Origin of the sequence: Kitasatospora sp. NPDC056783 (assembly GCF_042789895.1) — a bacterium.
Classification (GTDB): domain Bacteria; phylum Actinomycetota; class Actinomycetes; order Streptomycetales; family Streptomycetaceae; genus Kitasatospora.
In genome coordinates this window covers 1-21,801 of the sequence record NZ_JBHUAF010000113.1, presented here as the reverse complement: position 1 = coordinate 21,801, position 21,801 = coordinate 1, and the positions used below count along the sequence as shown (strand labels likewise).

At 71.3% G+C, this 21,801-nt stretch carries 23 protein-coding genes; 13 read left to right on the top strand and 10 right to left on the bottom strand.

The window, feature by feature from the left end:
- Window positions 1-49: 49 nt before the first annotated feature.
- The 6 genes from ACFRMQ_RS18350 to ACFRMQ_RS18325 all read right to left on the bottom strand — a co-directional run bounded on the left by ACFRMQ_RS18350 (window position 50) and on the right by ACFRMQ_RS18325 (window position 5,348).
- A complete protein-coding gene (locus ACFRMQ_RS18350) occupies window positions 50-823 on the bottom strand; it encodes a succinate dehydrogenase iron-sulfur subunit (RefSeq protein ID WP_380703681.1) in 774 nt (257 codons plus the stop codon).
- Complete coding sequence (gene sdhA / locus ACFRMQ_RS18345; protein WP_380731500.1) at window positions 823-2,565, bottom strand: succinate dehydrogenase flavoprotein subunit; 1,743 nt, start codon at window positions 2,563-2,565, stop codon at window positions 823-825. Before sdhA ends, ACFRMQ_RS18350 begins: the two co-directional genes overlap by 1 nt.
- A gap of 51 nt (window positions 2,566-2,616) precedes the next feature.
- Window positions 2,617-3,108, bottom strand: coding sequence for a succinate dehydrogenase, hydrophobic membrane anchor protein (sdhD, locus tag ACFRMQ_RS18340; protein ID WP_380731499.1), 492 nt, complete (start codon window positions 3,106-3,108; stop codon window positions 2,617-2,619).
- A gap of 8 nt (window positions 3,109-3,116) precedes the next feature.
- Window positions 3,117-3,497 (bottom strand): succinate dehydrogenase, cytochrome b556 subunit, encoded by a 381-nt coding sequence (gene sdhC, locus ACFRMQ_RS18335; RefSeq protein ID WP_316523755.1) that lies wholly within the window; start codon window positions 3,495-3,497, stop codon window positions 3,117-3,119.
- Between the two features lie 309 nt (window positions 3,498-3,806).
- Entirely contained in the window at window positions 3,807-4,292 is a 486-nt protein-coding gene (locus tag ACFRMQ_RS18330) for a 2-oxo-4-hydroxy-4-carboxy-5-ureidoimidazoline decarboxylase (protein WP_380731498.1), read from the bottom strand.
- A gap of 300 nt (window positions 4,293-4,592) precedes the next feature.
- Window positions 4,593-5,348 carry an SDR family oxidoreductase gene (locus ACFRMQ_RS18325; protein WP_380731497.1) on the bottom strand — a complete coding sequence of 252 codons (756 nt, stop codon included), beginning with the start codon at window positions 5,346-5,348 and terminating at the stop codon, window positions 4,593-4,595.
- A 116-nt stretch (window positions 5,349-5,464) separates the two neighbouring features.
- Here ACFRMQ_RS18325 and ACFRMQ_RS18320 point away from each other — a divergent pair, with 116 nt between their 5' ends.
- The 10 genes from ACFRMQ_RS18320 (at window position 5,465) to ACFRMQ_RS18275 (ending at window position 16,715) form a co-directional block, all read left to right on the top strand.
- The gene (locus tag ACFRMQ_RS18320) at window positions 5,465-7,054 is read left to right on the top strand and encodes a methylmalonyl-CoA mutase (protein WP_380731496.1); all 1,590 of its coding nucleotides are present in this window, start codon (window positions 5,465-5,467) and stop codon (window positions 7,052-7,054) included.
- Between the two features lie 212 nt (window positions 7,055-7,266).
- Window positions 7,267-8,520, top strand: coding sequence for an amidohydrolase (locus ACFRMQ_RS18315; protein WP_380731495.1), 1,254 nt, complete (start codon window positions 7,267-7,269; stop codon window positions 8,518-8,520).
- Window positions 8,521-8,793: 273 nt separating this feature from the next.
- The gene (locus ACFRMQ_RS18310; RefSeq protein WP_380731494.1) at window positions 8,794-9,858 is read left to right on the top strand and encodes a BMP family protein; all 1,065 of its coding nucleotides are present in this window, start codon (window positions 8,794-8,796) and stop codon (window positions 9,856-9,858) included.
- A gap of 348 nt (window positions 9,859-10,206) precedes the next feature.
- The gene (locus ACFRMQ_RS18305) at window positions 10,207-11,733 is read left to right on the top strand and encodes an ABC transporter ATP-binding protein (RefSeq protein ID WP_380731502.1); all 1,527 of its coding nucleotides are present in this window, start codon (window positions 10,207-10,209) and stop codon (window positions 11,731-11,733) included.
- A 3-nt stretch (window positions 11,734-11,736) separates the two neighbouring features.
- A complete protein-coding gene (locus ACFRMQ_RS18300; RefSeq protein WP_380731493.1) occupies window positions 11,737-12,897 on the top strand; it encodes an ABC transporter permease in 1,161 nt (386 codons plus the stop codon).
- On the top strand, window positions 12,894-14,159 hold the full coding sequence (locus tag ACFRMQ_RS18295) for an ABC transporter permease (RefSeq protein ID WP_380731492.1): 1,266 nt from the start codon (window positions 12,894-12,896) through the stop codon (window positions 14,157-14,159). The genes ACFRMQ_RS18300 and ACFRMQ_RS18295 overlap by 4 nt, the downstream gene beginning before the upstream one ends.
- Window positions 14,156-14,566 (top strand): cytidine deaminase, encoded by a 411-nt coding sequence (locus tag ACFRMQ_RS18290; protein WP_380731491.1) that lies wholly within the window; start codon window positions 14,156-14,158, stop codon window positions 14,564-14,566. Before ACFRMQ_RS18295 ends, ACFRMQ_RS18290 begins: the two co-directional genes overlap by 4 nt.
- Before the next feature lie 106 nt (window positions 14,567-14,672).
- The gene (locus ACFRMQ_RS18285) at window positions 14,673-15,950 is read left to right on the top strand and encodes a thymidine phosphorylase (RefSeq protein ID WP_380731490.1); all 1,278 of its coding nucleotides are present in this window, start codon (window positions 14,673-14,675) and stop codon (window positions 15,948-15,950) included.
- Window positions 15,951-15,996: 46 nt separating this feature from the next.
- Window positions 15,997-16,380 (top strand): type II toxin-antitoxin system RelE/ParE family toxin, encoded by a 384-nt coding sequence (locus ACFRMQ_RS18280; RefSeq protein WP_380731489.1) that lies wholly within the window; start codon window positions 15,997-15,999, stop codon window positions 16,378-16,380.
- Window positions 16,377-16,715: a helix-turn-helix domain-containing protein gene (locus tag ACFRMQ_RS18275; protein ID WP_380731488.1), complete on the top strand. Its 339-nt coding sequence runs from the start codon at window positions 16,377-16,379 to the stop codon at window positions 16,713-16,715. The genes ACFRMQ_RS18280 and ACFRMQ_RS18275 overlap by 4 nt, the downstream gene beginning before the upstream one ends.
- Before the next feature lie 49 nt (window positions 16,716-16,764).
- On the opposite strand, the gene ACFRMQ_RS18270 is transcribed toward ACFRMQ_RS18275, so the two are convergent.
- The 4 genes from ACFRMQ_RS18270 to ACFRMQ_RS18255 are packed head-to-tail and all read right to left on the bottom strand — an operon-like array spanning window position 16,765 to window position 18,816.
- Window positions 16,765-16,887 (bottom strand): hypothetical protein, encoded by a 123-nt coding sequence (locus tag ACFRMQ_RS18270; protein ID WP_380731487.1) that lies wholly within the window; start codon window positions 16,885-16,887, stop codon window positions 16,765-16,767.
- Window positions 16,884-17,177, bottom strand: a complete 294-nt coding sequence (locus ACFRMQ_RS18265; RefSeq protein ID WP_380731486.1) for a hypothetical protein — start codon at window positions 17,175-17,177, stop codon at window positions 16,884-16,886. The genes ACFRMQ_RS18270 and ACFRMQ_RS18265 overlap by 4 nt, the downstream gene beginning before the upstream one ends.
- Window positions 17,164-17,517: an AbrB/MazE/SpoVT family DNA-binding domain-containing protein gene (locus tag ACFRMQ_RS18260; RefSeq protein WP_380731485.1), complete on the bottom strand. Its 354-nt coding sequence runs from the start codon at window positions 17,515-17,517 to the stop codon at window positions 17,164-17,166. The genes ACFRMQ_RS18265 and ACFRMQ_RS18260 overlap by 14 nt, the downstream gene beginning before the upstream one ends.
- Before the next feature lie 9 nt (window positions 17,518-17,526).
- Window positions 17,527-18,816, bottom strand: a complete 1,290-nt coding sequence (locus tag ACFRMQ_RS18255; protein WP_380731484.1) for an MFS transporter — start codon at window positions 18,814-18,816, stop codon at window positions 17,527-17,529.
- Window positions 18,817-18,925: 109 nt separating this feature from the next.
- Between ACFRMQ_RS18255 and ACFRMQ_RS18250 the strand changes: the two genes are divergently transcribed.
- The 3 genes from ACFRMQ_RS18250 (at window position 18,926) to ACFRMQ_RS18240 (ending at window position 21,752) form a co-directional block, all read left to right on the top strand.
- Window positions 18,926-19,876 (top strand): LysR family transcriptional regulator, encoded by a 951-nt coding sequence (locus tag ACFRMQ_RS18250; protein WP_380731501.1) that lies wholly within the window; start codon window positions 18,926-18,928, stop codon window positions 19,874-19,876.
- Window positions 19,877-20,006: 130 nt separating this feature from the next.
- Complete coding sequence (locus ACFRMQ_RS18245) at window positions 20,007-21,164, top strand: adenosine deaminase (protein ID WP_380731483.1); 1,158 nt, start codon at window positions 20,007-20,009, stop codon at window positions 21,162-21,164.
- Window positions 21,165-21,380: 216 nt separating this feature from the next.
- A complete protein-coding gene (locus tag ACFRMQ_RS18240; protein WP_380731482.1) occupies window positions 21,381-21,752 on the top strand; it encodes an ATP-binding protein in 372 nt (123 codons plus the stop codon).
- Window positions 21,753-21,801 lie beyond the last annotated feature (49 nt).

Genomic DNA, 21,801 nt, shown 5'->3' with positions numbered 1-21,801 from the left:
GGAGAGTCCCGCTCGCGAGACCCGTCCCACCGTCTTCCGTATGGACTGATCAGAAGCGGCGGGTGACCAGCGCCCGCTTCACTTCCTGGATCGCCTTGGTGACCTCGATGCCACGCGGGCAGGCCTCGGAGCAGTTGAAGGTGGTGCGGCAGCGCCACACGCCCTCACGGTCGTTGAGGATCTCCAGGCGCTGCTCGGCACCCTCGTCGCGCGAGTCGAAGATGAAGCGGTGCGCGTTGACGATGGCGGCCGGGCCGAAGTACTGGCCGTCGTTCCAGAACACCGGGCAGGACGACGTGCACGCGGCGCACAGGATGCACTTGGTGGTGTCGTCGAAGCGCTCGCGGTCCTCGGCGGACTGCAGGCGCTCCCGGGTCGGCTCGTTCCCCTTGGTGATGAGGAACGGCATGACGTCCTTGTACGCCTGGAAGAACGGGTCCATGTCCACGACCAGGTCCTTGAGGACCGTCAGGCCCTTGATGGCCTCGATCGTGATCGGCTTCTCCGGGTCGACGTCCTTGATCAGGGTCTTGCACGCCAGCCGGTTGCGGCCGTTGATCCGCATGGCGTCGGAGCCGCAGATGCCGTGGGCGCAGGAACGGCGGTAGGTGAGGGTGCCGTCCTGCTCCCACTTGATCTTGTTGAGCGCGTCCAGGACGCGCTCCTTCGGGTCCATCGTCAGCTGGTAGTCGACCCACACCGGGTCCGGGTGCTCCTCCGGGTTGAACCGGCGGATCCGGAAGGTGACGGTGATCGGCTGGACGGCACCGGCTTCGACCGCGTCCAGAGCGGCCGAGTGCTTCTCCAGGGTCGGAGTGCTCATCAGTACTTACGCTCCATCGGCTGGTAGCGGGTCGTGACGACCGGCTTGTAGTCGAGGCGGATGGAGGTGCTGCCGTCGGCGGCGACCTCCTGGTACGCCATGGTGTGCTGCATGAACTTCACGTCGTCACGGGTCGGGAAGTCCTCGCGGTAGTGGCCGCCTCGCGACTCCTCGCGGGCCAGCGCGGAGACGACCAGGACCTCGGCCAGGTCGAGCAGGTTGCCCAGCTCGACGGCCTCCAGGAGGTCCGTGTTGTAACGGAAGCCCTTGTCCTGGATGGAGACGTTCTTGTACCGCTCCTTCAGCGCGGCGACGTCCTCGATCGCCTGCTTCAGGGTGGCGCCGGTGCGGTACACCATCGCGTTGGTGTCCATGGACTCCTGGAGGTCCTTGCGGATCTGCCCCACGGACTCGGTCCCGGTGGACTCGCGCAGGCCGTCGATCAGCGCCTGCACCTTCTCCTCCGGGTTGTCCGGCAGCGCGACGAAGTCGTTCGCGTTGGCGAAGTCGGCGGCGGCGATGCCCGCGCGGCGGCCGAACACGTTGATGTCCAGCAGCGAGTTGGTGCCCAGGCGGTTGGCGCCGTGCACGGAGACGCAGGCGACCTCGCCGGCCGCGTACAGGCCCGGGACGACGTCCGTGTTGTTGCGCAGGACCTCACCCTCGACGTTGGTCGGGATGCCGCCCATGGCGTAGTGCGCGGTGGGCTGGATCGGGATCGGGTCCGTGTAGGGCTCGATGCCGAGGTAGGTGCGCGCGAACTCGGTGATGTCCGGCAGCTTGGCGTCCAGCTGCTCCGGCGGCAGGTGGGTCAGGTCGAGGTAGACGTGGTCGCCCTCGGGACCGCAGCCGCGGCCCTCGCGGATCTCGGTGTAGATCGCGCGGGAGCAGACGTCACGGGACGCGAGGTCCTTCATGACGGGGGCGTAGCGCTCCATGAAGCGCTCGCCGTCCTTGTTGCGCAGGATGCCGCCCTCGCCGCGGGCGCCCTCGGTGAGCAGGATGCCCATGCGCCAGATGCCCGTCGGGTGGAACTGGAAGAACTCCATGTCCTCCAGCGGCAGGCCGCGGCGGTAGACCAGGGCCTGGCCGTCACCGGTGAGGGTGTGGGCGTTGGAGGTGACCTTGAAGAACTTGCCGGTGCCGCCGGAGGCGAACACGACCGACTTGGCCTGGAAGACGTGGATCTCGCCGGTGGACAGCTCGTAGGCGACGACGCCGGCCGTCTTGCCCTCGTTGATGAGCAGGTCGAGGACGTAGAACTCGTTGAAGAACTCGACGCCGTGCTTGACGCAGTTCTGGAACAGCGTCTGGAGGATCATGTGGCCGGTGCGGTCGGCCGCGTAGCACGAGCGGCGGACCGGGGCCTCGCCGTGGTTGCGGGAGTGACCGCCGAAGCGGCGCTGGTCGATCCGGCCCTGCTCGGTGCGGGAGAAGGGCAGACCCATCTTCTCCAGGTCGAGGACCGCGTCGATGGCCTCCTTGCACATGATCTCGGCGGCGTCCTGGTCGACCAGGTAGTCACCACCCTTGACCGTGTCGAAGGTGTGCCACTCCCAGTTGTCCTCCTCGACGTTGGCCAGGGCGGCGCACATGCCGCCCTGGGCCGCGCCGGTGTGGGACCGGGTCGGGTAGAGCTTGGTCAGGACGGCGGTGCGGCTGCGCTGCGTCGACTCGATGGCCGCGCGCATGCCGGCGCCGCCGGCGCCGACGATGACGGTGTCGTACTGGTGAATCTGCATGGGGGGTTAACTCGCCTCTGGCCTCTGCCGATGGTCGATGGTGCTCGCGGCTCAGATGTTGGGGTCGAAGGTGAAGATCACCAGGGTGCCCAGCAGCACGGTGAAGACCGTGGCGGTACCCATGAGCCCCTTGAGCCAGAGCCGGGTCGAGTCCTTCTCGGCGTAGTCGTTGATGACCTGACGCATGCCGTTGGCGCCGTGCAGCATGGCGAGCCAGAGCATCAGGAGGTCCCAGCCCTGCCAGAACGGCGAGGCCCAGCGGCCGGCCACGAAGGCGAAGCCGATCTTGGAGACGCCGCCGTCGAGCACCAGCATGATCAGCAGGTGGCCGAGGATCAGCACGACCAGGACGACACCGGACAGGCGCATGAAGAGCCAGGCCAGCATCTCGAAGTTGGTGCGGGTGCGGCGCGGGGTCTTGCCGGTCCGCTTGCGCGGAGGCTCGATGACGAACGCGTCGGCCGGGTTGCCGGTGCCCAGTCCCCTGCCGGTGTGCGCCTGCTTGGAAGGGACGACGATGGCGTCGGAGTATTCCGTGGACATGTCTCGGCTCACTTCCCGAACCAGGAGATCAGCGTGTGCTGGAGGATCCCGTAGAAGGAACCGGCCATCAGGACGACCCAGACTCCGACGACGGTCCAGAGCATCTGCTTCTGGTACTTCGGGCCCTTGGCCCAGAAGTCCACCGCCACGACCCGCAGGCCGTTGAGGGCGTGGAACAGGATGGCGGCCACCAGGCCGTACTCCATCAGGTTCACGAGGGGAGTCTTGTACGTCTGGATGACGGTGTCGTAGGACTCCGGCGACACTCGCACGAGGGCGGTGTCCAGGACGTGGGCGAACAGGAAGAAGAAGATGAGGACGCCGGTGACTCGATGAGCCACCCAGCTCCACATGCCTTCCCGGCCGCGGTACAGCGTTCCAGCCGGCACGGAAAAACCCTCCGGAAGCGATTGGGGGCTCGGCCGGCTTCGGTGTCGGTCAGCCCGGCCGGGTACGGTCCACCGGCCGCCAGCATCCTATCGACGCCTTGTCGTGGCGCGCCTCCGGGGGCCCCAGGTGTGATCAATCAGGCACTTCTGGCCTAGTTGCGCGGGAACCAAGGCGGCGATCACCGCGATGAGTGACCAGTCGGTCGCACTGGGTGTCGACCGGCATCCCTCCCACGGGTGAACCGGGCTCGGCCGTACTCGCGCGCGCCTGCCCGTGGAGGGGAGTGCGCCCGCGAGTACGGCCGTGGTTCAGTGCGCCGCGGCCTCCGAATGGGTGGCGACCAGGTGCTCCAGGCGGGTGAGGGCGATCCGGCGGAGTTCGTCGGCCGCGATCAGCCGCTCCTCGTCCGGGTCGTTGGCGAGCCGGGTGCGGATGGAGGAGAGCACGGTGTCGAGCATCTCCTCCGGGGCGACCCGTTCCAGGCAGACCACGAAGACGTGGCCGAACCGGGCCTCGTAGGCGGCGTGCGCCGCCCGCAGCGCGGTGTGCGCGGCCTGGCTTCCGGGAGCCCGCATGCCGAGCAGCGGCTGCGGCATCCAGCTCTCGTCGGCCAGCGCCTCGGCGAGGTCTGCCGGGCGGAGGTCGTAGGAGGCCTCGCTGGCGGCGGCCAGCAGGGACTCGATGTCGGGGTAGGGCCGGTGTGCGGTGAGGCGCAGGGCCCAGCGGTGGCTGCCGCAGCAGGCCAGCAGGGCCTCCTCGGCGGCGCCGGCGTCGGCTTCGTTGAAGCGGTGCAACCCGAGGAGGGTCGGCTCTGTTCTGGCGTCGAGCCGCTGTGACGGGATGTCGCTGGCCAGCGGGTCCTCCTCCTGAGGGCGGGAAGGTGCCGGTGAAGTGGGGTGGATGGCGTAGCTGGAGTATGGGGCCGCGGAGGGGCGCTCGGGGCCGGTCCGTCAGCGCCTCAAAGGTAGTTGAGCGCTCATCAGTTGGGGAGGGCGCGCGCCGAATTCATCCGGACGAGCTATCAAGTTGTGACGTTGACGCCCGGGTGTCAGCGCCCTCCCCGTCGCAGGCGCCCTCCCCGCCATCGGCACAGCTCAGGCGCGGTGGACCTTGTGGTTGGCGGCCTGCGCCCGGGGGCGGACCACCAGCAGGTCGATGTTCACGTGCGAGGGCCGGGTGACCGCCCACGCCACCGTGTCCGCGATGTCCTCCGAGGTGAGCGGTTCGGCCACGCCCGCGTACACCGCGGCGGCCTTCTCCTCGTCGCCGCGGAAGCGGGTGACCGCGAAGCCCTCGGACTTCACCATGCCGGGCGCGATCTCGATCACCCGGATGGGCTCCCCGCACAGCTCCAGCCGCAGCGTGGCCGCGATGGTGTGGGCCGCGTGCTTGGCCGCGACGTACCCGCCGCCGCCCTCGTACGCGGCCAGCGCGGCCGTCGAGGAGAGCACCAGCACCGTGCCGTCGCCGGTGGCCCGCAGGGCCGGCAGCAGGGCCTGGGTCACGTGCAGCACGCCGAGCACGTTCACCTCGTACATGGCCCGCCAGTCGGCCGGGTCGCCGTGCTCGACCGTCTCGGCGCCGATCGCGCCGCCGGCGTTGTTCACCAGGACGTCCACCCGGCCGACCCCGGCCGCGAAGGCGTCCACGGCGGCGCGGTCGGTCACGTCCAGGGTGACGGCCCGGGCCGAACCGCCCCCGGCGCCGATCTCCTTCGCCAGCGCCTCGACGCGCTCGGTGCGGCGGGCGGTCAGCACCACCTCGAAGCCCTCGGCGGCCAGCCGGCGCGCGGTCGCCGCGCCGATTCCGCTGCTGGCACCGGTGACCACGGCCACCTTCTGCTCGGTCATTGCCACTCCCTGGGGCTCGTCGGTCGTTCACCCGATCATCTCAACCGCGTCGCCGCCCCGGCGGGCCGGCCGGACCCTGGACCAGGAGGACCGATTCCAGTTCCGGAGGGACCCCCATGGCCGCCGAGCCGCGCCGCGCCGAGTCGGGCTTCGAGATCGAGCCGCTGTACGGACCCGAGTCCCTGGCGGGCTGGGACGCCGGCGCCCGGCTGGGCCGGCCGGGGGAGTACCCCTACACCCGGGGCGTCCATCCGACGATGTACACCGGCCGGCCCTGGACGATGCGCCAGTACGCGGGGTTCGGCACCGCCGCCGAGTCCAACGCCCGCTACCGGCAGCTGATCGCGGGCGGCGGCACCGGCCTCTCGGTCGCCTTCGACCTGCCCACCCAGATGGGCTACGACTCGGACGCGCCGCTCGCCGCCGGGGAGGTCGGCAGGGTGGGCGTGGCCGTGGACGGCGTCGAGGACATGGCGGTGCTGTTCGACGGCATCCCGCTCGGCGCGGTGTCCACCTCGATGACCATCAACGCGCCCGCCGCCCCGCTGCTGCTCCTCTACCAACTCGTCGGCGAGGCCCAGGGGGTGGCGCCGGCCGAGCTCACCGGAACGGTCCAGAACGACGTGCTGAAGGAGTACATCGCCCGCGGCACGTACATCTTCCCGCCGCAGCCCTCGCTGCGGCTGACCGCCGACGTGTTCCGGTACTGCCGGGCCGAGATCCCGCGCTGGAACACCATCTCGATCTCCGGCTACCACATGGCCGAGGCCGGGGCCGATCCCGCGCAGGAGATCGCCTTCACCCTGGCCAACGGCATCGCCTACGTCCGCGCCGCGCTCGACGCCGGAATGGCCGTGGACGAATTCGCGCCCCGCCTCTCGTTCTTCTTCGTGGCCCGCACGACCTTGTTGGAGGAAGTGGCCAAGTTCCGCGCCGCACGCAGGATTTGGGCCAGAGTCATGCGGGACGGATTCGGTGCCCGGGACCCGCGCTCGCAGACGCTGCGGTTCCACACCCAGACCGCGGGAGTGCAGCTCACCGCCCAGCAGCCGGAGGTCAACCTGGCCCGGGTCACCGTGCAGGCACTCGCCGCGGTGCTCGGCGGCACCCAGTCGCTGCACACCAACGGCTTCGACGAGGCGATCGCGCTGCCCACCGAGAAGGCCGCCCGGCTCGCCCTGCGCACCCAGCAGGTGCTCGCGTACGAGACCGACGTGACCGCCACCGTCGACCCGTTCGCCGGCTCCTACGCCGTCGAGTCGCTCACCGACGGGGTGGAGGCCGCCGCGCGGGCGCTGATGGACCGGATCGAGGAGCGGGGCGGCGCCGTGGCCGCGATCGAACAGGGCTACCAGAAGGGCGAGATCGAGCGCACCGCCTACCGGCTCCAGCGGGAGACCGACTCCGGTGAGCGGACCGTGGTCGGCGTCAACCGCTTCCGGTCGGACACGGAGGAGCCGTACCGGCCGCTGCGGGTGGACCCGGCGGTCGAGGAGCGGCAGGCGCGGCGGCTGGCCCGGCTGCGGGCCGAGCGTTCCGCCGCCGCCGTCGGCCGGGAGCTGGACGCGCTGCGCCGCGCCGCCGAGGGGACGGAGGTCGTGCTGTACCCGATGAAGGAGGCGCTGGCCGCCCGGGCCACCGTCGGCGAGGTCTGCGACGCGCTGCGCGAGGTGTGGGGGACGTACGCCCCGGTGGAGCGCTTCTGACGTCCTGCTGAACGCCGGTCAACTTGACGGTGCCGCAGCGGAAGTGTCGGCCGTGACCGCCGGCGTGGGGGATCGTTGCACAGGTCACGCAACCCGGGGAAGGCGGCTGAAACGAGATGTCATACCCACCTGTCCGGCCGGTATGCGCCCATCCGGAGACAAGTTTTCCGGAAGTCGGGCCAAATCCCCCCAACAGGCCTACGATTGGCGAGATGAACCGTCCTGAGCCCGCTCAGTCGGGCGCCACTCTCGCCGTCGCACGCCCTGCCACCGATCTCCGTGAGCGGGTCCGCGCGCTGGAGCCCGAGCTGGTCGCCTTCCGTCGTGATCTGCACCGGCACCCGGAGCTGGGCCGCCAGGAGTTCCGCACCACCGGGCTGCTGCGCGACCGGCTGGTGGCGGCCGGCCTGGAACCCCGGGTGCTGCCCGGCGGCACCGGAATGCTCGTCGACATCGTCCCGCCCGGCACCACCCCGGGCACGGAGCTCCTGGCCTTCCGCGCCGACATCGACGCGCTGCCGATCGACGACGCCAAGACCGACGTGCCGTACCGCTCCTCCGTCCCCGGCCGGGCCCACGCCTGCGGGCACGACGTGCACACCTCGGTGGTGCTCGGCACCGGCCTGGTGCTGGCCGAGGCCGTCCGCACCGGAGAGCTGCGCCGCCCCGTCCGGCTGGTGTTCCAGCCCGCCGAGGAGGTCATGCCCGGCGGCGCGCTGGACGTGGTCAAGGCCGGCGGGATGGAGGGCGTCGGGCGGATCTTCGCGGTGCACTGCGACCCGAAGGTGGAGGTCGGCCGGATCGCCCTGCGGGTCGGGGCGATCACCTCGGCCTGCGACCGCCTGGTGCTCCACCTGGACGGCCCCGGCGGGCACACCGCCCGCCCGCACCTGACCACCGACCTGGTCACCGCGGTCGCCAAGGCGGCCGCCGACCTCCCGGGCATGCTGGCCCGCCGGATGGACCCGCGCTGGGGCGTCAGCCTGGCCTGGGGGCGGATCGCCTCCGGTTCCGCGCCCAACGTCATCCCCCAGCACGCCGAACTGGAGGGCACCGTCCGCTGCCTGGAACTGGACGGCTGGCGCGAGGCACCGGACCTGCTGCACGAGCTGATCGCCAAGCTGGCCGAGACCTACCGGGCCAAGTGGACGCTGGACTACCACCGCGGAGTGCCGCCGGTGGTCAACGAGGCGGTCTCGGTCGCGCGGCTGGACGAGGTGATGCACGCCCGTTTCGCGGGCGACGGCGCCGTGGTGGTGGAGGGCACCGAACAGAGCCTGGGCGGCGAGGACTTCTCCTGGTACCTGGAGCACGCCCCGGGCGCGCTGGCCCGGCTCGGCGTCCGCGCCCCCGGCGACGCCACCGTCAGGGACCTCCACCAGGGCCGGTTCGACGTGGACGAGCGGGCGATCGGCGTCGGCGTGGAACTGTTCTCGGCGCTGGCCCTGGAGGGGGAGGGCAGCTGACGGGCGGTCCCGGGGGCGGTGTTTCCGCCGTGTGACGGGATCGTCAGCACCGTTGGGGTCGTGGCGATCCGAGGCGCCGGATGGGGTCCGTAAACTGGGCCAAACCGACCTCGGATCACCGTCCGCGCACGGGTTGGCGTCTCAGGAAGAACATCAGACCACGGTTTGGTAACAACCCGGAGGCGCTACCAGCCCGTAACACAACCGTGTTCTACGCGCGTTACGGTGGCGTCCGACCACGCCAAACGGTTGCGTGTAGAAGGAGATACCCCCTTGCGCCGTTCCATGAAGCTCGCCGCGGTTGTGCTCTCAGGTTCCCTGGGCATGGCCTCGCTCGCCGCTTGCGGCGCAAAGAGCACCGACACCTCCTCCACCGCCGGCTCGGGCGACGGTTCGCTCAAGGTCGGCATGGCCTACGACATCGGCGGCCGTGGCGACCAGTCGTTCAACGACTCCGCCGCCCGTGGTCTCGACAAGGCCAAGTCCGACCTCGGCGTCAACGTGACCGAGGCCGAGGCCAAGCAGGGCGAGGCCGAGGCCGACAAGGAGACCCGCCTCAAGAACCTGATCGACGCGGGCTACAAGACGATCGTCGCGGTCGGCTTCGTCTACCAGCCGGCCGTCAACAAGGTCGCCAAGGACAACCCGAACGTCAAGTTCGCGATCATCGACTCGAACGACAAGGACCAGCCGGCCAACGTCACCTCGCTGCTCTTCGCCGAGCAGGAGGGTTCGTACCTGGCCGGTGTCGCCGCCGCGAACAAGTCGAAGACCAAGCACGTCGGCTTCATCGGCGGTGTGCAGTCCGAGCTGATCAAGAAGTTCGAGGCCGGTTACACGGCGGGTGTGAAGTCCGTCGACCCGAACATCACGGTCGAGACCACCTACCTGACGACCCCGCCGGACTTCACCGGCTTCGCCTCGCCCGACAAGGGCAAGGAGGCCGCCCAGGGCCAGCTCGACAAGGGCGCGGACGTCATCTACGCCGCCGCCGGCTCCTCCGGCAACGGCGCCATCGAGGCCGTCGCCAACAAGCAGGGCGCCCTGGCCATCGGCGTCGACTCCGACCAGGCCAACCAGCCGGCCCTGGCGAAGTACAAGAACAGCATCCTGACCTCGATGGTCAAGAACGTCGACACCGCGGTGTTCTCGTACGTCGACTCGGTCAAGAAGGGTCAGAACCCGACCGGCGTCAAGCTGTTCGACCTGAAGGCCGACGGTGTCTCGCTCGCCACCACCGGCGGCAAGCTGGACGACATCCAGGACAAGCTGAAGGCCGCCGCCGAGGCGATCAAGTCCGGCGCCACCACCATTCCGACCGCGCCGTCCAACAAGTAAGGACCGCGCGTTCCGGACACCGCAGCGCCCGCCGCCTGCCCGGCGGCGCGACGGATCCGCACAGTTCACGGGAGGGGCCCGGCAGGGTGCGCCGAAGGCGTACCCCCGGGCCCCGTTCCGTCCCCACGTTCACCCCCTTGGCCCTCCCAGCGCAATGACGCGCCTCCAGACCACCAGGAGATCGCCATCACCGCATCCGAGCCCGTCCCGCCCCACGAGGACGGCACCCCCAGCGCGGGGACGGCGACGCCGGCCGTCGAACTGCGCGGCATCACCAAGCGCTTCCCCGGTGTCGTGGCCAACCACGACATCAACCTCACCGTCCGCACCGGCACCGTGCACGCCCTGATGGGGGAGAACGGCGCCGGCAAGTCGACGCTGATGAAGATCCTCTACGGCATGCAGAAGCCGGACGAGGGCACCATCGCCATCAACGGCGAGACGTGCGAGTTCAACACCCCCGGTGACGCCATCTCCCGCGGCGTCGGCATGGTGCACCAGCACTTCATGCTCGCCGACAACCTCACCGTGTGGGAGAACGTCGTCCTCGGCGGCGAGAAGCTCCACGGCATCGGCGCCAAGGCGAAGGCGAAGATCAAGGAGATCTCCGACCAGTACGGCCTGGGCGTGCGCCCGGACGCCCTGGTCGAGGACCTCGGCGTGGCCGACCGCCAGCGCGTCGAGATCCTCAAGGTCCTGTACCGCGGCGCCAAGATCCTGATCCTCGACGAGCCCACGGCCGTGCTGGTCCCGCAGGAGGTCGACGCGCTGTTCGACAACCTGCGCGACCTCAAGTCCGAGGGCGTCACCGTCATCTTCATCTCGCACAAGCTGCACGAGGTGCTCGCGGTGGCCGACGCGATCAGCGTCATCCGGCGCGGCACCACGGTCGGCGACGCCGACCCGAAGGCCGTCACCGCCCGCCAGCTCGCCGAGCTGATGGTCGGCGCCGAGCTGCCCTCCCCGGAGAGCCGCGAGTCGACCGTCACCGACACCGTGATGCTCGACGTCGACGGGCTGCGGATCGCCAAGACCGACGCCGAGGGCATCGAGCGCGTCGTCCTGGACGACATCTCGCTGCGCATCCACAAGGGCGAGATCCTCGGCATCGCCGGTGTCGAGGGCAACGGCCAGGCCGAACTGGTCGAGGCCATCATGGGCATGCTGGCGCTGAACGCCGGCACCGTCACCCTGGACGGCGAGGACCTCTCCGGCGCCCAGACCCGGGCCCGCCGCGAGGCCGGCATCGGCTACATCCCCGAGGACCGGCACCGGCACGGCCTGCTGCTGGAGGCCCCGCTCTGGGAGAACCGCATCCTCGGCCACGTCACCGAGACGCCCAACTCCAAGGGCCTGCTGCTCGACCCGACCGCCGCCCGGGCGGACACCCAGCGGATCGTCGAGGAGTACGACGTCCGCACTCCCGGCATCGAGGTCACCGCGGCCTCGCTCTCCGGCGGCAACCAGCAGAAGCTGATCATCGGCCGCGAGATGAGCCACCAGCCCAAGCTGCTGATCGCCGCCCACCCCACCCGCGGTGTGGACGTCGGCGCCCAGGCGCAGATCTGGGAGCACATCCGGGTCGCCCAGCGGGCCGGCCTGGCCGTCCTGCTGATCTCCGCCGACCTGGACGAGCTGATCGGCCTGTCCGACACCATCCGGGTGATCTACCGCGGCCGTCTGGTCGCCGACGCCGACCCGGCCACCGTCACCGCCGAGGACCTCGGCACCGCGATGACCGGCGCGGCCAGCGGCCACCTCGAGTCCGAGCCGGAGGCCGTCGCCGACGCGCGGGCCGTCGCGGCCGAGGGCACCGAGGCCGAGGCCGGGCCCCAGCCCACCGACACCGCCGACGACCCGCAGGCGGGGGAGTAACCCATGACCAGTCCCAACCCCGCCGCCGCGAAGCCCGGCCTGGCCAAGCGGTTCAGCGGCGAGCGGATCGTGCTGGCACTGGCGGCGCCGGTGCTCGCGGTCCTGCTCTCCATCGTGATCTGTTCCGTCCTGCTGGCGACCTCGGGCAAGAACCCGTTCGACGCGTGGAACGTGATGCTCACGTACGCCGGCAAGTCGGACGGCCAGGTGGGCATCCTCAACCGGTCCACCACCTACTACCTGGCCGCCGCGGCCGCCGCGTTCGGGTTCCGGATGAACCTGTTCAACATCGGCGTCGAGGGCCAGTACAAGGTCGCGGCGCTGTTCGCGGCCTTCGTCGGCGCCAAGCTGGACCTGCCGGCCTTCATCCAGATCCCGCTGCTGCTGCTCACCGCCATGCTGGTCGGTGGTCTGTACGCGAGCGTCGCCGGTCTGCTGAAGGTCTACCGCGGTGTCAGCGAGGTCATCTCGACCATCATGCTGAACTCGATCGCGACCGCGATCATCGGCCTGCTGCTCGTCCCCGGCATCTTCGCGCCGAAGACCAGCGGCACCACCAACTCGATCCAGACCGAGCCGATCTCGCAGTCCAGCCACTTCTTCTCGATGGAGACGGCCGGCGGGACGCTCTGGGGCTTCATCTTCGTCGCCGCCCTGGTCGGCGTGGTCTTCCAGTTCGTGCTGACCCGCACCCGGTTCGGCTTCGACCTGCGCGCCACCGGCCGCTCGGAGTCCGCCGCGACCGCCTCCGGCGTGAACGTCAAGCGCATGGTGGTCATCTCGATGGTGGTCTCCGGCGCGATCGCCGGTCTGATCGGCCTGCCCGAACTGCTGCAGAACTCGTACTACTTCGGCCAGAGCTTCCAGCCCGGTCTGGGCTTCCTGGGCATCTCGATCGCCCTGCTCGGCCGCAACAGCCCGATCGGCATGGCCTTCGCGGCGCTGCTGTTCGCCTTCCTGGACGTCACCGGCTCGGTGCTGCCGCTCCAGGGCGGCTTCCCCTTCGAGATCGTCGACGTCATGAAGGGCACCATCGTCATCTGCGTCGTCGTCGCGTACGAGCTGGTGCGCCGCTACGGCCTGAAGCGCCAGCAGCAGAAGGTCGGCGCCCAGCTCGCCGCCCAGGCCGCCGCGAACAGTGAGAAGAAGGAGGTGTCCGCATGAGCACGGCCACCGCTGCCCGCCCGAAGGCGTCGGGCGCACCCGCGAAGAAGCGCAAGCTGTCCTGGCCGGTCGTCCTGCTCCTGATCGCGGGCGCCCTGGTGCTGTTCTCCGCCGTGGGCATGGCCACCGGCAACCACTCGCTGACCTCCTCCGGGCAGGTCACCGCCGCGCTCGGCGCGGCCGTGCCGATCGGCATGGCCGGTCTCGGCGGCCTCTGGTCCGAGCGGGCCGGCGTGGTCAACATCGGCCTCGAAGGCATGATGGTCGCCGGCACCTTCTGCGGCGCCTGGGCGGGCTACCTGGTCAACCCGTGGGTCGGCCTGCTGGCCGGCATGCTGGGCGGGGCCGTCGGCGGCCTGCTGCACGCGGTCGTCACCGTCACCTTCGGCGTCGACCACATCGTCTCCGGCGTCGGCATCAACCTGCTGATCCCCGGCATCTGCGCGTACGTCAACCGGATCTACTACAAGGACTACGTCTCGGCCGGTGCCGGCCAGAACCAGTCCCCGCCGGCGGACCCGCTGCCGTACATCACCGTCCCGGGGCTGTCCTCCTGGCTGAAGGAGATCGAGGGCCACCACTGGTTCTTCGTCTCGGACATCGCGGGCGTGCTCGGCGGCCTGGTCACCAACATCTCGGTGGTCGTGCTGCTGGCCGGCGTGCTGATCGTGGTCAGCTACTTCGCCCTCTGGCGCACGGTGTTCGGCCTGCGGCTGCGCTCCTGCGGCGAGAACCCGACCGCCGCCGAGTCGCTGGGCGTCAACGTCTACAAGTACAAGTACCTCGCGGTCATCGCCTCCGGTGCCTTCGCCGGCCTCGGCGGGGCGTACCTGTCGCTGGTCGCGGCGCACTTCTACAAGGACGGCCAGACCCTCGGCCGCGGCTTCATCGGCCTCGCCGCGATGATCTTCGGCAACTGGATGCCCGGCGGGCTCGCCATGGGCGCCGGCCTGTTCGGCTTCACCGACAGCCTCCAGCTGCGCGACCCGGAGTCGGTGCACGTGCTGATCCTGATCGTGGGCATCGCGATGGTCCTGCTCGCGCTCTGGCAGCTGTACCGCCGCAAGTACACCGCGACGGTGATCTCCTTCGTGGTGGCCGGCGGCCTGATCGCCTGGTACGCGCTCACCGACGAGGTGCAGCGCCCGCTGATCGTCGCCACGCCGTACCTGATCACCCTGGTGGTGCTCTCGCTGGCCTCGCAGCGGCTGCGGATGCCGAAGGCGGACGGCCAGATCTACCGCAAGGGCCAGGGCAAGTGACCGCCCCCGGGCCTCAGGCGCCGTCCGCGATCGACTGGGAACTGCTGCGTTCGGCGGCGCGCGAGGCCATGGGCCGCGCGTACGCGCCGTACAGCCGCTTCCCGGTCGGCGCGGCGGCGCTGGTGGACGACGGCCGGGTGATCACCGGCTGCAACGTGGAGAACGCCTCGTACGGGCTCGGGCTGTGCGCCGAGTGCGGGCTGGTGTCGGCGCTGCACTCCTCCGGCGGTGGCCGGCTGGTCGCCTTCACCTGCGTGGACCGCGCCGGCGAACTGCTGATGCCGTGCGGGCGCTGCCGCCAGCTGCTGTACGAGCACGGAGGACCCGGCCTGCTGGTCGAACTGCCCTCGGGCGTCAAGCCGATGAGCGAGGTCCTGCCGGACGCGTTCGGGCCCGAGCGGCTCTAGCCAGGCTCTGGCCGCCAATTCTGTTACGCGCGTAGAGTGTCGCGAGTGGGCCGGACCCGGCCATCTCGCGGCACTCTTCGCTTTTGAAACCCCTCTTGGAGCACGCATGGACGCCATCTCCGTCATCAGGACCAAGCGCGATCGCGGAGAGCTGAGCGACGCTCAGATCGACTGGGTCATCGACGCCTACACCCGCGGCGAGGTCGCCGACGAGCAGATGTCCGCGCTGGCGATGGCGATCCTGCTGAACGGGATGAAGCCGCACGAGATCAGCCGCTGGACCGACGCCATGATCCGCTCCGGCGTCCGGATGGACTTCTCCTCGCTGCCGCTGCCCACCAGCGACAAGCACTCCACCGGCGGCGTCGGCGACAAGATCACCCTGCCGCTCGCCCCGCTGGTCGCCGCCTGCGGCGCCGCCGTCCCGCAGCTGTCCGGCCGCGGCCTCGGCCACACCGGCGGCACCCTCGACAAGCTGGAGTCCATCCCCGGCTGGCGCGCCCTGCTCTCCAACGAGGAGATGCTGGACGTGCTGCGCTCCGTCGGCGCGGTGATCTGCGCGGCGGGCGACGGCCTCGCGCCGGCCGACAAGAAGCTGTACGCGCTGCGCGACGTCACCGGCACCGTTGAGGCGATCCCGCTGATCGCCTCCTCGATCATGTCCAAGAAGATCGCCGAGGGCACCGGCGCACTCGTCCTGGACGTCAAGGTCGGCTCCGGGGCCTTCATGAAGAACCTGGACGACGCCCGCGAACTGGCCCGCACCATGGTCGGCCTGGGCACCACCGCCGGCGTCAACACCGTCGCCCTGCTCACCGACATGTCCACCCCGCTCGGCCTCACCGCGGGCAACGCCCTGGAGGTCCGGGAGTCCCTGGAGGTGCTGGCGGGCGGCGGCCCGGCCGACGTCGTCGAGCTGACCCTCGCACTCGCCCGCGAGATGCTCGCCGCGGCCGGCGTGCACGGCAAGGACCCGGCGGACGCGCTGCGCGACGGCTCCGCGATGGACCACTGGCGCCGCATGATCGCCGCCCAGGGCGGCGACGTGGACGCCCCGCTCCCGGTCGCCCGCGAGCAGCAGGTCATCCCCGCCCCCGCCTCCGGCGTGCTCACCGCGCTGGACGCCTACGCGATCGGCGTCTGCGCCTGGCGCCTGGGCGCCGGCCGCGCCCGCAAGGAGGACCCGGTCCAGGCCGGTGCCGGCGTCGAGATGCACGCCAAGCCCGGCGACACCGTGACGGCCGGCGAGCCCCTGCTGACCCTCCACACCGACACCCCGGAGCGCTTCGGCTACGCCGTCGAGGCCCTGGCCGGCGCCATCGAGGTCGCCCCGGCCGGCACCGCCTTCACGCCGAACCCGATCGTCCTCGACCGCATCGCGTAGTCATACGATTACTCCATGTGCGGCGGCGTGTCCTATGCTGCCGCACATGGGAATTGACCGCTTCACGGTCGAGATCGAACCCGAGGTCCGCGACTGGCTCATCGCGCTGTCGGCGCGGCACTATTCCAGGGCGATGCGCGCCGTCGATCTCCTGGCGGACTGTCCGACGACGCTCGGCGAGCCGTACTCGCGTCATCTGGACGGACCGGTGCGCGAGCTCCGCATCGATCTGGGTGGCGCGGCCACGAGAGTCACCTACTGGCTCGCACCCGGGCGACGGATCATTCTGCTGACGGTGTTCACCAAGAAACGGATGCGCGAGACTACAGAGGTCACCCGGGCGCTGTGGGCTCAGAAGATCTGCGAGTCCGAACACGAACCCGCACACGGAGAGTTCAGCCGGATCGTCCCGGAAGGAGAGCAACGGTGAGCCACTACCAGTGGAAGACCCGCCGCACCCGCGAGCTGTTGGGCGAGCAGGTTCCGGAGAGCCCGGAGGAGGCTGCTGAGCGGCTTGAGTTCCACTACTCCTGGGCATTCGGGCAGGCCCTGTACGACCGGCGGACCGCTCTCGGCCTGTCGGAGGCCGATGTGGCGCGCCGGGCGCACATGACCGAAGAGGAGATCGAGTCCATCGAGGGCGCGGGCGTGGTGCCCACGCTCCCGCTGCTGCAACGGCTGGCGGCCGCGCTGGAATCGGAGCTCGACATCCACGTCACGCCCGATACCCAGGCCACCGTCCGTTTCCAGGCCCCGGCTGCCTGAGCACCCCGGGGCCCGTACCCGCTCGGCGGGTGCGGGCCCCTCCGCATGCTCAGGCGTACGTGAGCGGGCCACCGGTGTCGAGCGTCCACGGGCCGACGGCGACCCTGTCGCCGAAGGTGCGGGCGTCGAGCTGCCGGGAGAGGAGCGGTACGGCGAGCTCGTGGCGCTTCACGGGCGGCCGAAGATGTCGTGGGTGCCGATCCGGCGCCAGACGATGTGCGGTTCGCCGCCCTGGACCGGGGTTCCGTAGCTGAAGGTCGCCCGGCCGTCCGGGGCCCAGGTCATCTCCCAGATCTCCGGGTGGCCCTGCACCTTCTTGACCCGCAGGCCTCGGCGGAAGCCCCGGCCGGCGCGGAGGTCCGCGACGAACTGGGCCACGGCGACCAGGAACGCGGCTTTCTGCGCGGCGGTCAGGCTCTTCCAGTCGCGCAGGAAATGGGCCAGTGACTCATACGTCGGCACGGCGCTGGATCTCCCCCAGGTCGAGGCCGGCCTCGTCGGCGAGTGACTGGAGGAAGGCGTCCCCGTCCTGGAACACCTCGCCCCGCTCGCCTTCGGCGATCGCCTCGTCGACCTCCTGCTCCTTCTCCTGCCAGGAGCCGCTCCAGAACCACGCCTGGTCGTCCGGGATGACGGAGGCCGGGGTCAGGACGATCCGGCCGTCCTCCACCGCGACCACGAGTTGGTCGCCCTCCTGGAGGTCCAACTGCTCCCTTATCTCCTGCGGAATGGTGACCACGCCCTTCTTCCGTACGGGCGTGGACACCAGGTGGGGGCGACGACGGCGCTTGAGGTCTGCCATGGGGAAAGTCTACCTGGCGGAAAGTCTGCCCAGCTGTTCCGCCCGCCGGGAGGCGTGGGCCTGGCGGGTGGCGTAGAGGGTGACGGCGGCGGCGAGGGCCATGGCGGTGAGGCCGACGGTGGCGGCGCCGGGCCAGCCGGTGGCGTGGTAGGCGTCGGCGCCGAGGGTGCCGCCGAGGCTGTTGCCGAGGTAGTAGGCGATCAGGTAGAGGGCGGAGGCCTGGGCGCGGCCCTCGGTGGCGGTGCGGCCGACCGAGGAGGAGGCGGTGGCGTGGCCGGCGAAGAAGCCGGCGGTGATCAGGACCAGGCCGAGCAGGGCGCAGGCCAGGGACTCGGCGAGGGAGAGCAGCAGGCCGGCGGCGGTCACGCCGATGGAGACGTAGAGGGTGCCGCGCCGCCCGAGGCGGCCGGAGAGCCGGCCGGCCGCGGCGGAGGTGCCGGTGCCGACCAGGTAGACGGCGAAGATCGAGGCGGCGATCGACTCCGGCAGGTGGAACGGGGCGGCGATCAGCCGGTAGCCGACGGTGTTGTAGACCGCGCCGAACACGGCCATGAAGAGCATCCCGAGCGCGTACAGCCGCACCAGCAGCGGGTTGCGCAGGTGCCGCCCGACGGTGCGGGCGAGCGCGCGGGCGTCCACCGGGGCCGGGGCGAAGTGCCGGGCGGCGGGGATCAGCAGCCGGAAGACGAGGGTGGCGAGCAGCGCGAGGACGGCGGAGGCGGCGAGGCCCCAGCGCCAGCCGAGCCCGGCGGCGGTCCAGCCGGAGAGCAGTCGGCCGCCCATGCCGCCGATGCTGTTGCCGGCCACGTACAGGCCCATCGCGGAGGGCAGCGCGCTGGGGTGGACCTCTTCGGCGAGGTAGGCCATGGCGGTGGCCGGGAGTCCGGCGAGGGCGGCGCCCTGGAGGGCCCGCAGCGTGACGAGGGTGGTGAGGTCCGGCGCGAAGGGCAGGGTGAGGGCGAGCGCGGAGGCGGCGAGCGTGGAGGCCGTCATCACCGCGGTGCGGCCGTACCGGTCGGAGAGCGCGCTGGCGGGGAGCAGTCCGAGGGCGAGGCCGAGGGTGGCGGCGGAGGCCGTCCAGCTGGCTTGGCCGGGGGTGAGGTCGAGGTCGGCCGAGAGGACCGGCAGCAGGCCCTGGGTGGAGTAGAGCAGGACGAAGGTCGCGACCCCGGCGGCGAACAGGGCGAGGTTGGCGCGGCGGAAGGCGCGCAGGCCGGGGCGGAGGCGGTCGTCCGCGGGGGTGGCGGAGGGGGCGGCATCCGGGGTGGTCGCGGATGCCCTGGTATCGGAGGGCTGCATGACGTCGACCGTAGGCCCGCCCCCGTTGATGCGTCCAATGCATGAGGCGTGGATGATCGATGCACTGGCGTATGGGTCGAGGTGGTGTGCGGTGTCGGGTCCGGAGACGGTGGACGGTGGCGAGCAGCGGTACCGGGCGGCCGAGTTGGGCCCGGAGGAGCCGGCCGTGCTGCTGGCGCCCCGGCTGGCCCAGTTCGCGGCGGTGGCCCGGCTGGAGCACGTGACCCGGGCGGCCGCGCTGCTCGGGGTGCCGCAGCCGACGCTGTCGCGCGCGGTGGCCCGGCTGGAGGAGGAGCTGGGGGTGGACCTGTTGGCCCGTCAGGGTCGTGCGGTCCGGCTGACCAGGGCGGGCCGGCTGTTGCTGGCCTCGGTGGAGCGGGCGCTGGCGGAGGTCGAGCGCGGTGCGGCGGCGGCGCGGGCGGAGGCGGACCCGGAGGTGGGCCTGGTGTCCTTCGGCTTCCTGCACACGATGGGCCCGGACGCGGTGCCGGCGCTGCTGCGCGGCTTCCGCGCGGAGCGTCCGCGGGTGCGGTTCCAGCTGGTGCAGGACTACGGCGCGGCGATGCTGGAGCGCCTGCGGGCGGGGGAGTTGGACCTGTGCCTGGTCGCGCCGCTGCCGGACGACCCGGCGTTCACCGCCCGCCCGCTGGACGAGCAGCGGCTGCACCTGGTCGTCCCGGCGGACCACCGGCTGGCCGGGCGGCGGCGGATCCGGCTGGCGGAGGTGGCCGAGGAGCCGTTCGTCGGACTGGAGCGGGGGTACGGGCTGCGCGTGATCACGGACGGCTTCTGCGCGGAGGCCGGGTTCGTGCCGCGGCTGGCGTTCGAGGGGGAGGAGGCGGAGACGCTGCGCGGGCTGGTGGCGGCCGGGCTGGGGGTGGCGCTGCTGCCGCCGGCCCTGGTGCCGCGGCCGGGGGTGGTGGAGCTGGAGGTGACGGCGCCGCGCGCCCGGCGGGCGATCGGGCTGGCCTGGGCGGCGGGGCGGCCGCTGACCCCGCCGGCGGCGGCGTTCCGGGACTTCGTGCTCTCCCGGCGCGGTCGGCTGGTGCAGCACGACTGACGCCGTGGCGGCGGCGGGTTGACGCCTTGGTGGATCGTATGGACCGGGCGGTGGAATTCCGCATGGAGATTGGACCATCCGGTGGTGTTCGCGGTGGTCGGTCTACGCGCGTAGGGGCTATATTTCCGCAATGGAACAGCAGATCCCCGTCACCACCGCGGGCACCGGCCCGCGCATCCCCACCGCCGACCAGATCCGCCGCGCGCCGAAGGTCCTCCTGCACGACCACCTGGACGGCGGGCTGCGCCCGGAGACCGTGGTCGAGCTGGCCGCCGCCTGCGGCTACCAGGGCCTGCCCACCACCGACCCGAAGGAACTCGGGGAGTGGTTCCGCGAGGCCGCCGACTCCGGCTCGCTGGTCCGCTACCTGGAGACCTTCGCGCACACCTGCGCCGTGATGCAGACCCGCGAGGCACTGGTCAAGGTCGCCGCGGACTGCGCCGAGGACCTGGCCGCCGACGGCGTCGTGTACGCCGAGGTCCGCTACGCCCCCGAGCAGCACCTGGAGGCCGGACTGAGCCTGGACGAGGTCGTCGACGCCGTCCAGGAGGGCTTCCGCCTCGGCGAGGCCAAGGCCCGCGAGGCCGGCCACCGGATCCGCGTCGGCACCCTGCTGACCGCGATGCGGCACGCCGCCCGGTCCACCGAGATCGCCGAACTGGCCAACCGCCACCGGGACCGGGGCGTGGTCGGCTTCGACATCGCCGGTGCCGAGGCCGGCTTCCCGCCCACCCGCCACCAGGCCGCCTTCGACTACCTCAAGGGCGAGAACAACCACTTCACCATCCACGCGGGCGAGGCCTTCGGCCTGCCGTCGATCTGGGAGGCCCTGCAGTGCTGCGGCGCCGACCGGCTCGGCCACGGCGTGCGGATCGTCGACGACATCACGGTGGGCGAGGACGGCGCGGTCGAACTGGGCCGGCTGGCCGCGTACGTGCGCGACAAGCGCGTCCCGCTGGAGATGTGCCCGACCTCCAACATCCAGACCGGCGCCGCCGCTTCGTACGCCGAGCACCCGATCGGGCTGCTCAGCCGGCTGAAGTTCCGGGTCACCGTGAACACCGACAACCGGCTGATGAGCGGCACCAGCATGAGCCGGGAGTTCGGGCACGTGGTGGACGCCTTCGGCTTCACCCTGGGGGACCTGGAGTGGTTCACGGTGAACGCGATGAAGTCCGCGTTCCTGCCCTTCGACGAGCGGCTGGCGATGATCAACGACGTGATCAAGCCGGGCTACGCCGAGCTGAAGGCGGAGTGGCTGTTCAGCGTGGGTGCCGGCGGCCACTGAGCGGCCCCGGTCCTCGCGTCGGATGAACGCCCGCTTTGGGCAACGGAGTTGGCGTTCATCCGACTACTCACTCGGGTGAGTGAACGCCCTTTGGCTCCCGCGCGACCGGCTCACTACGGTGTGCCAGTCATGCCGACACGTCGCGGCGGCGGTCGCCCGTCCGCCGGTCCCGTGCGTGGAAGTCGGCCACCGACGAGGACCCAAAGGGGACCAACCATGAAGCAGGCTCTCAAGGCCGCCGGCACCGCGGCGCTCGGCATCGCCATCGCGGCGGTCGGCGCCGGCACCGCCTCCGCGGCCGACGGCCAGGCGGCCGGCGGCCTCGGGCTGCCCACCAGCGCGCTGACCAACCCGGCGGTGACCGGCGCGGTCACCGACACCGCCGCCAAGCTGCCCGCCGCCGGCAAGGTGACGGAGGCGCTGGGCACCCTCGCCCCGAGCGTCGGCCAGGCCGTCCCGGCCGGCGACACCCCGCTGGCCGGCGTCACCCAGCAGCGCGCCGCCATCCCGACCATCCCGGGCCTGGACAAGACCCCGATCGGCGGGCTGACCAGCACCCTCCCGGCCCTCCCCGGCCTGACCGGCTGAGCCGGAGGTCGCACCGGCGACGGGCCGCCCACCCCGGAGGATCCCGGGG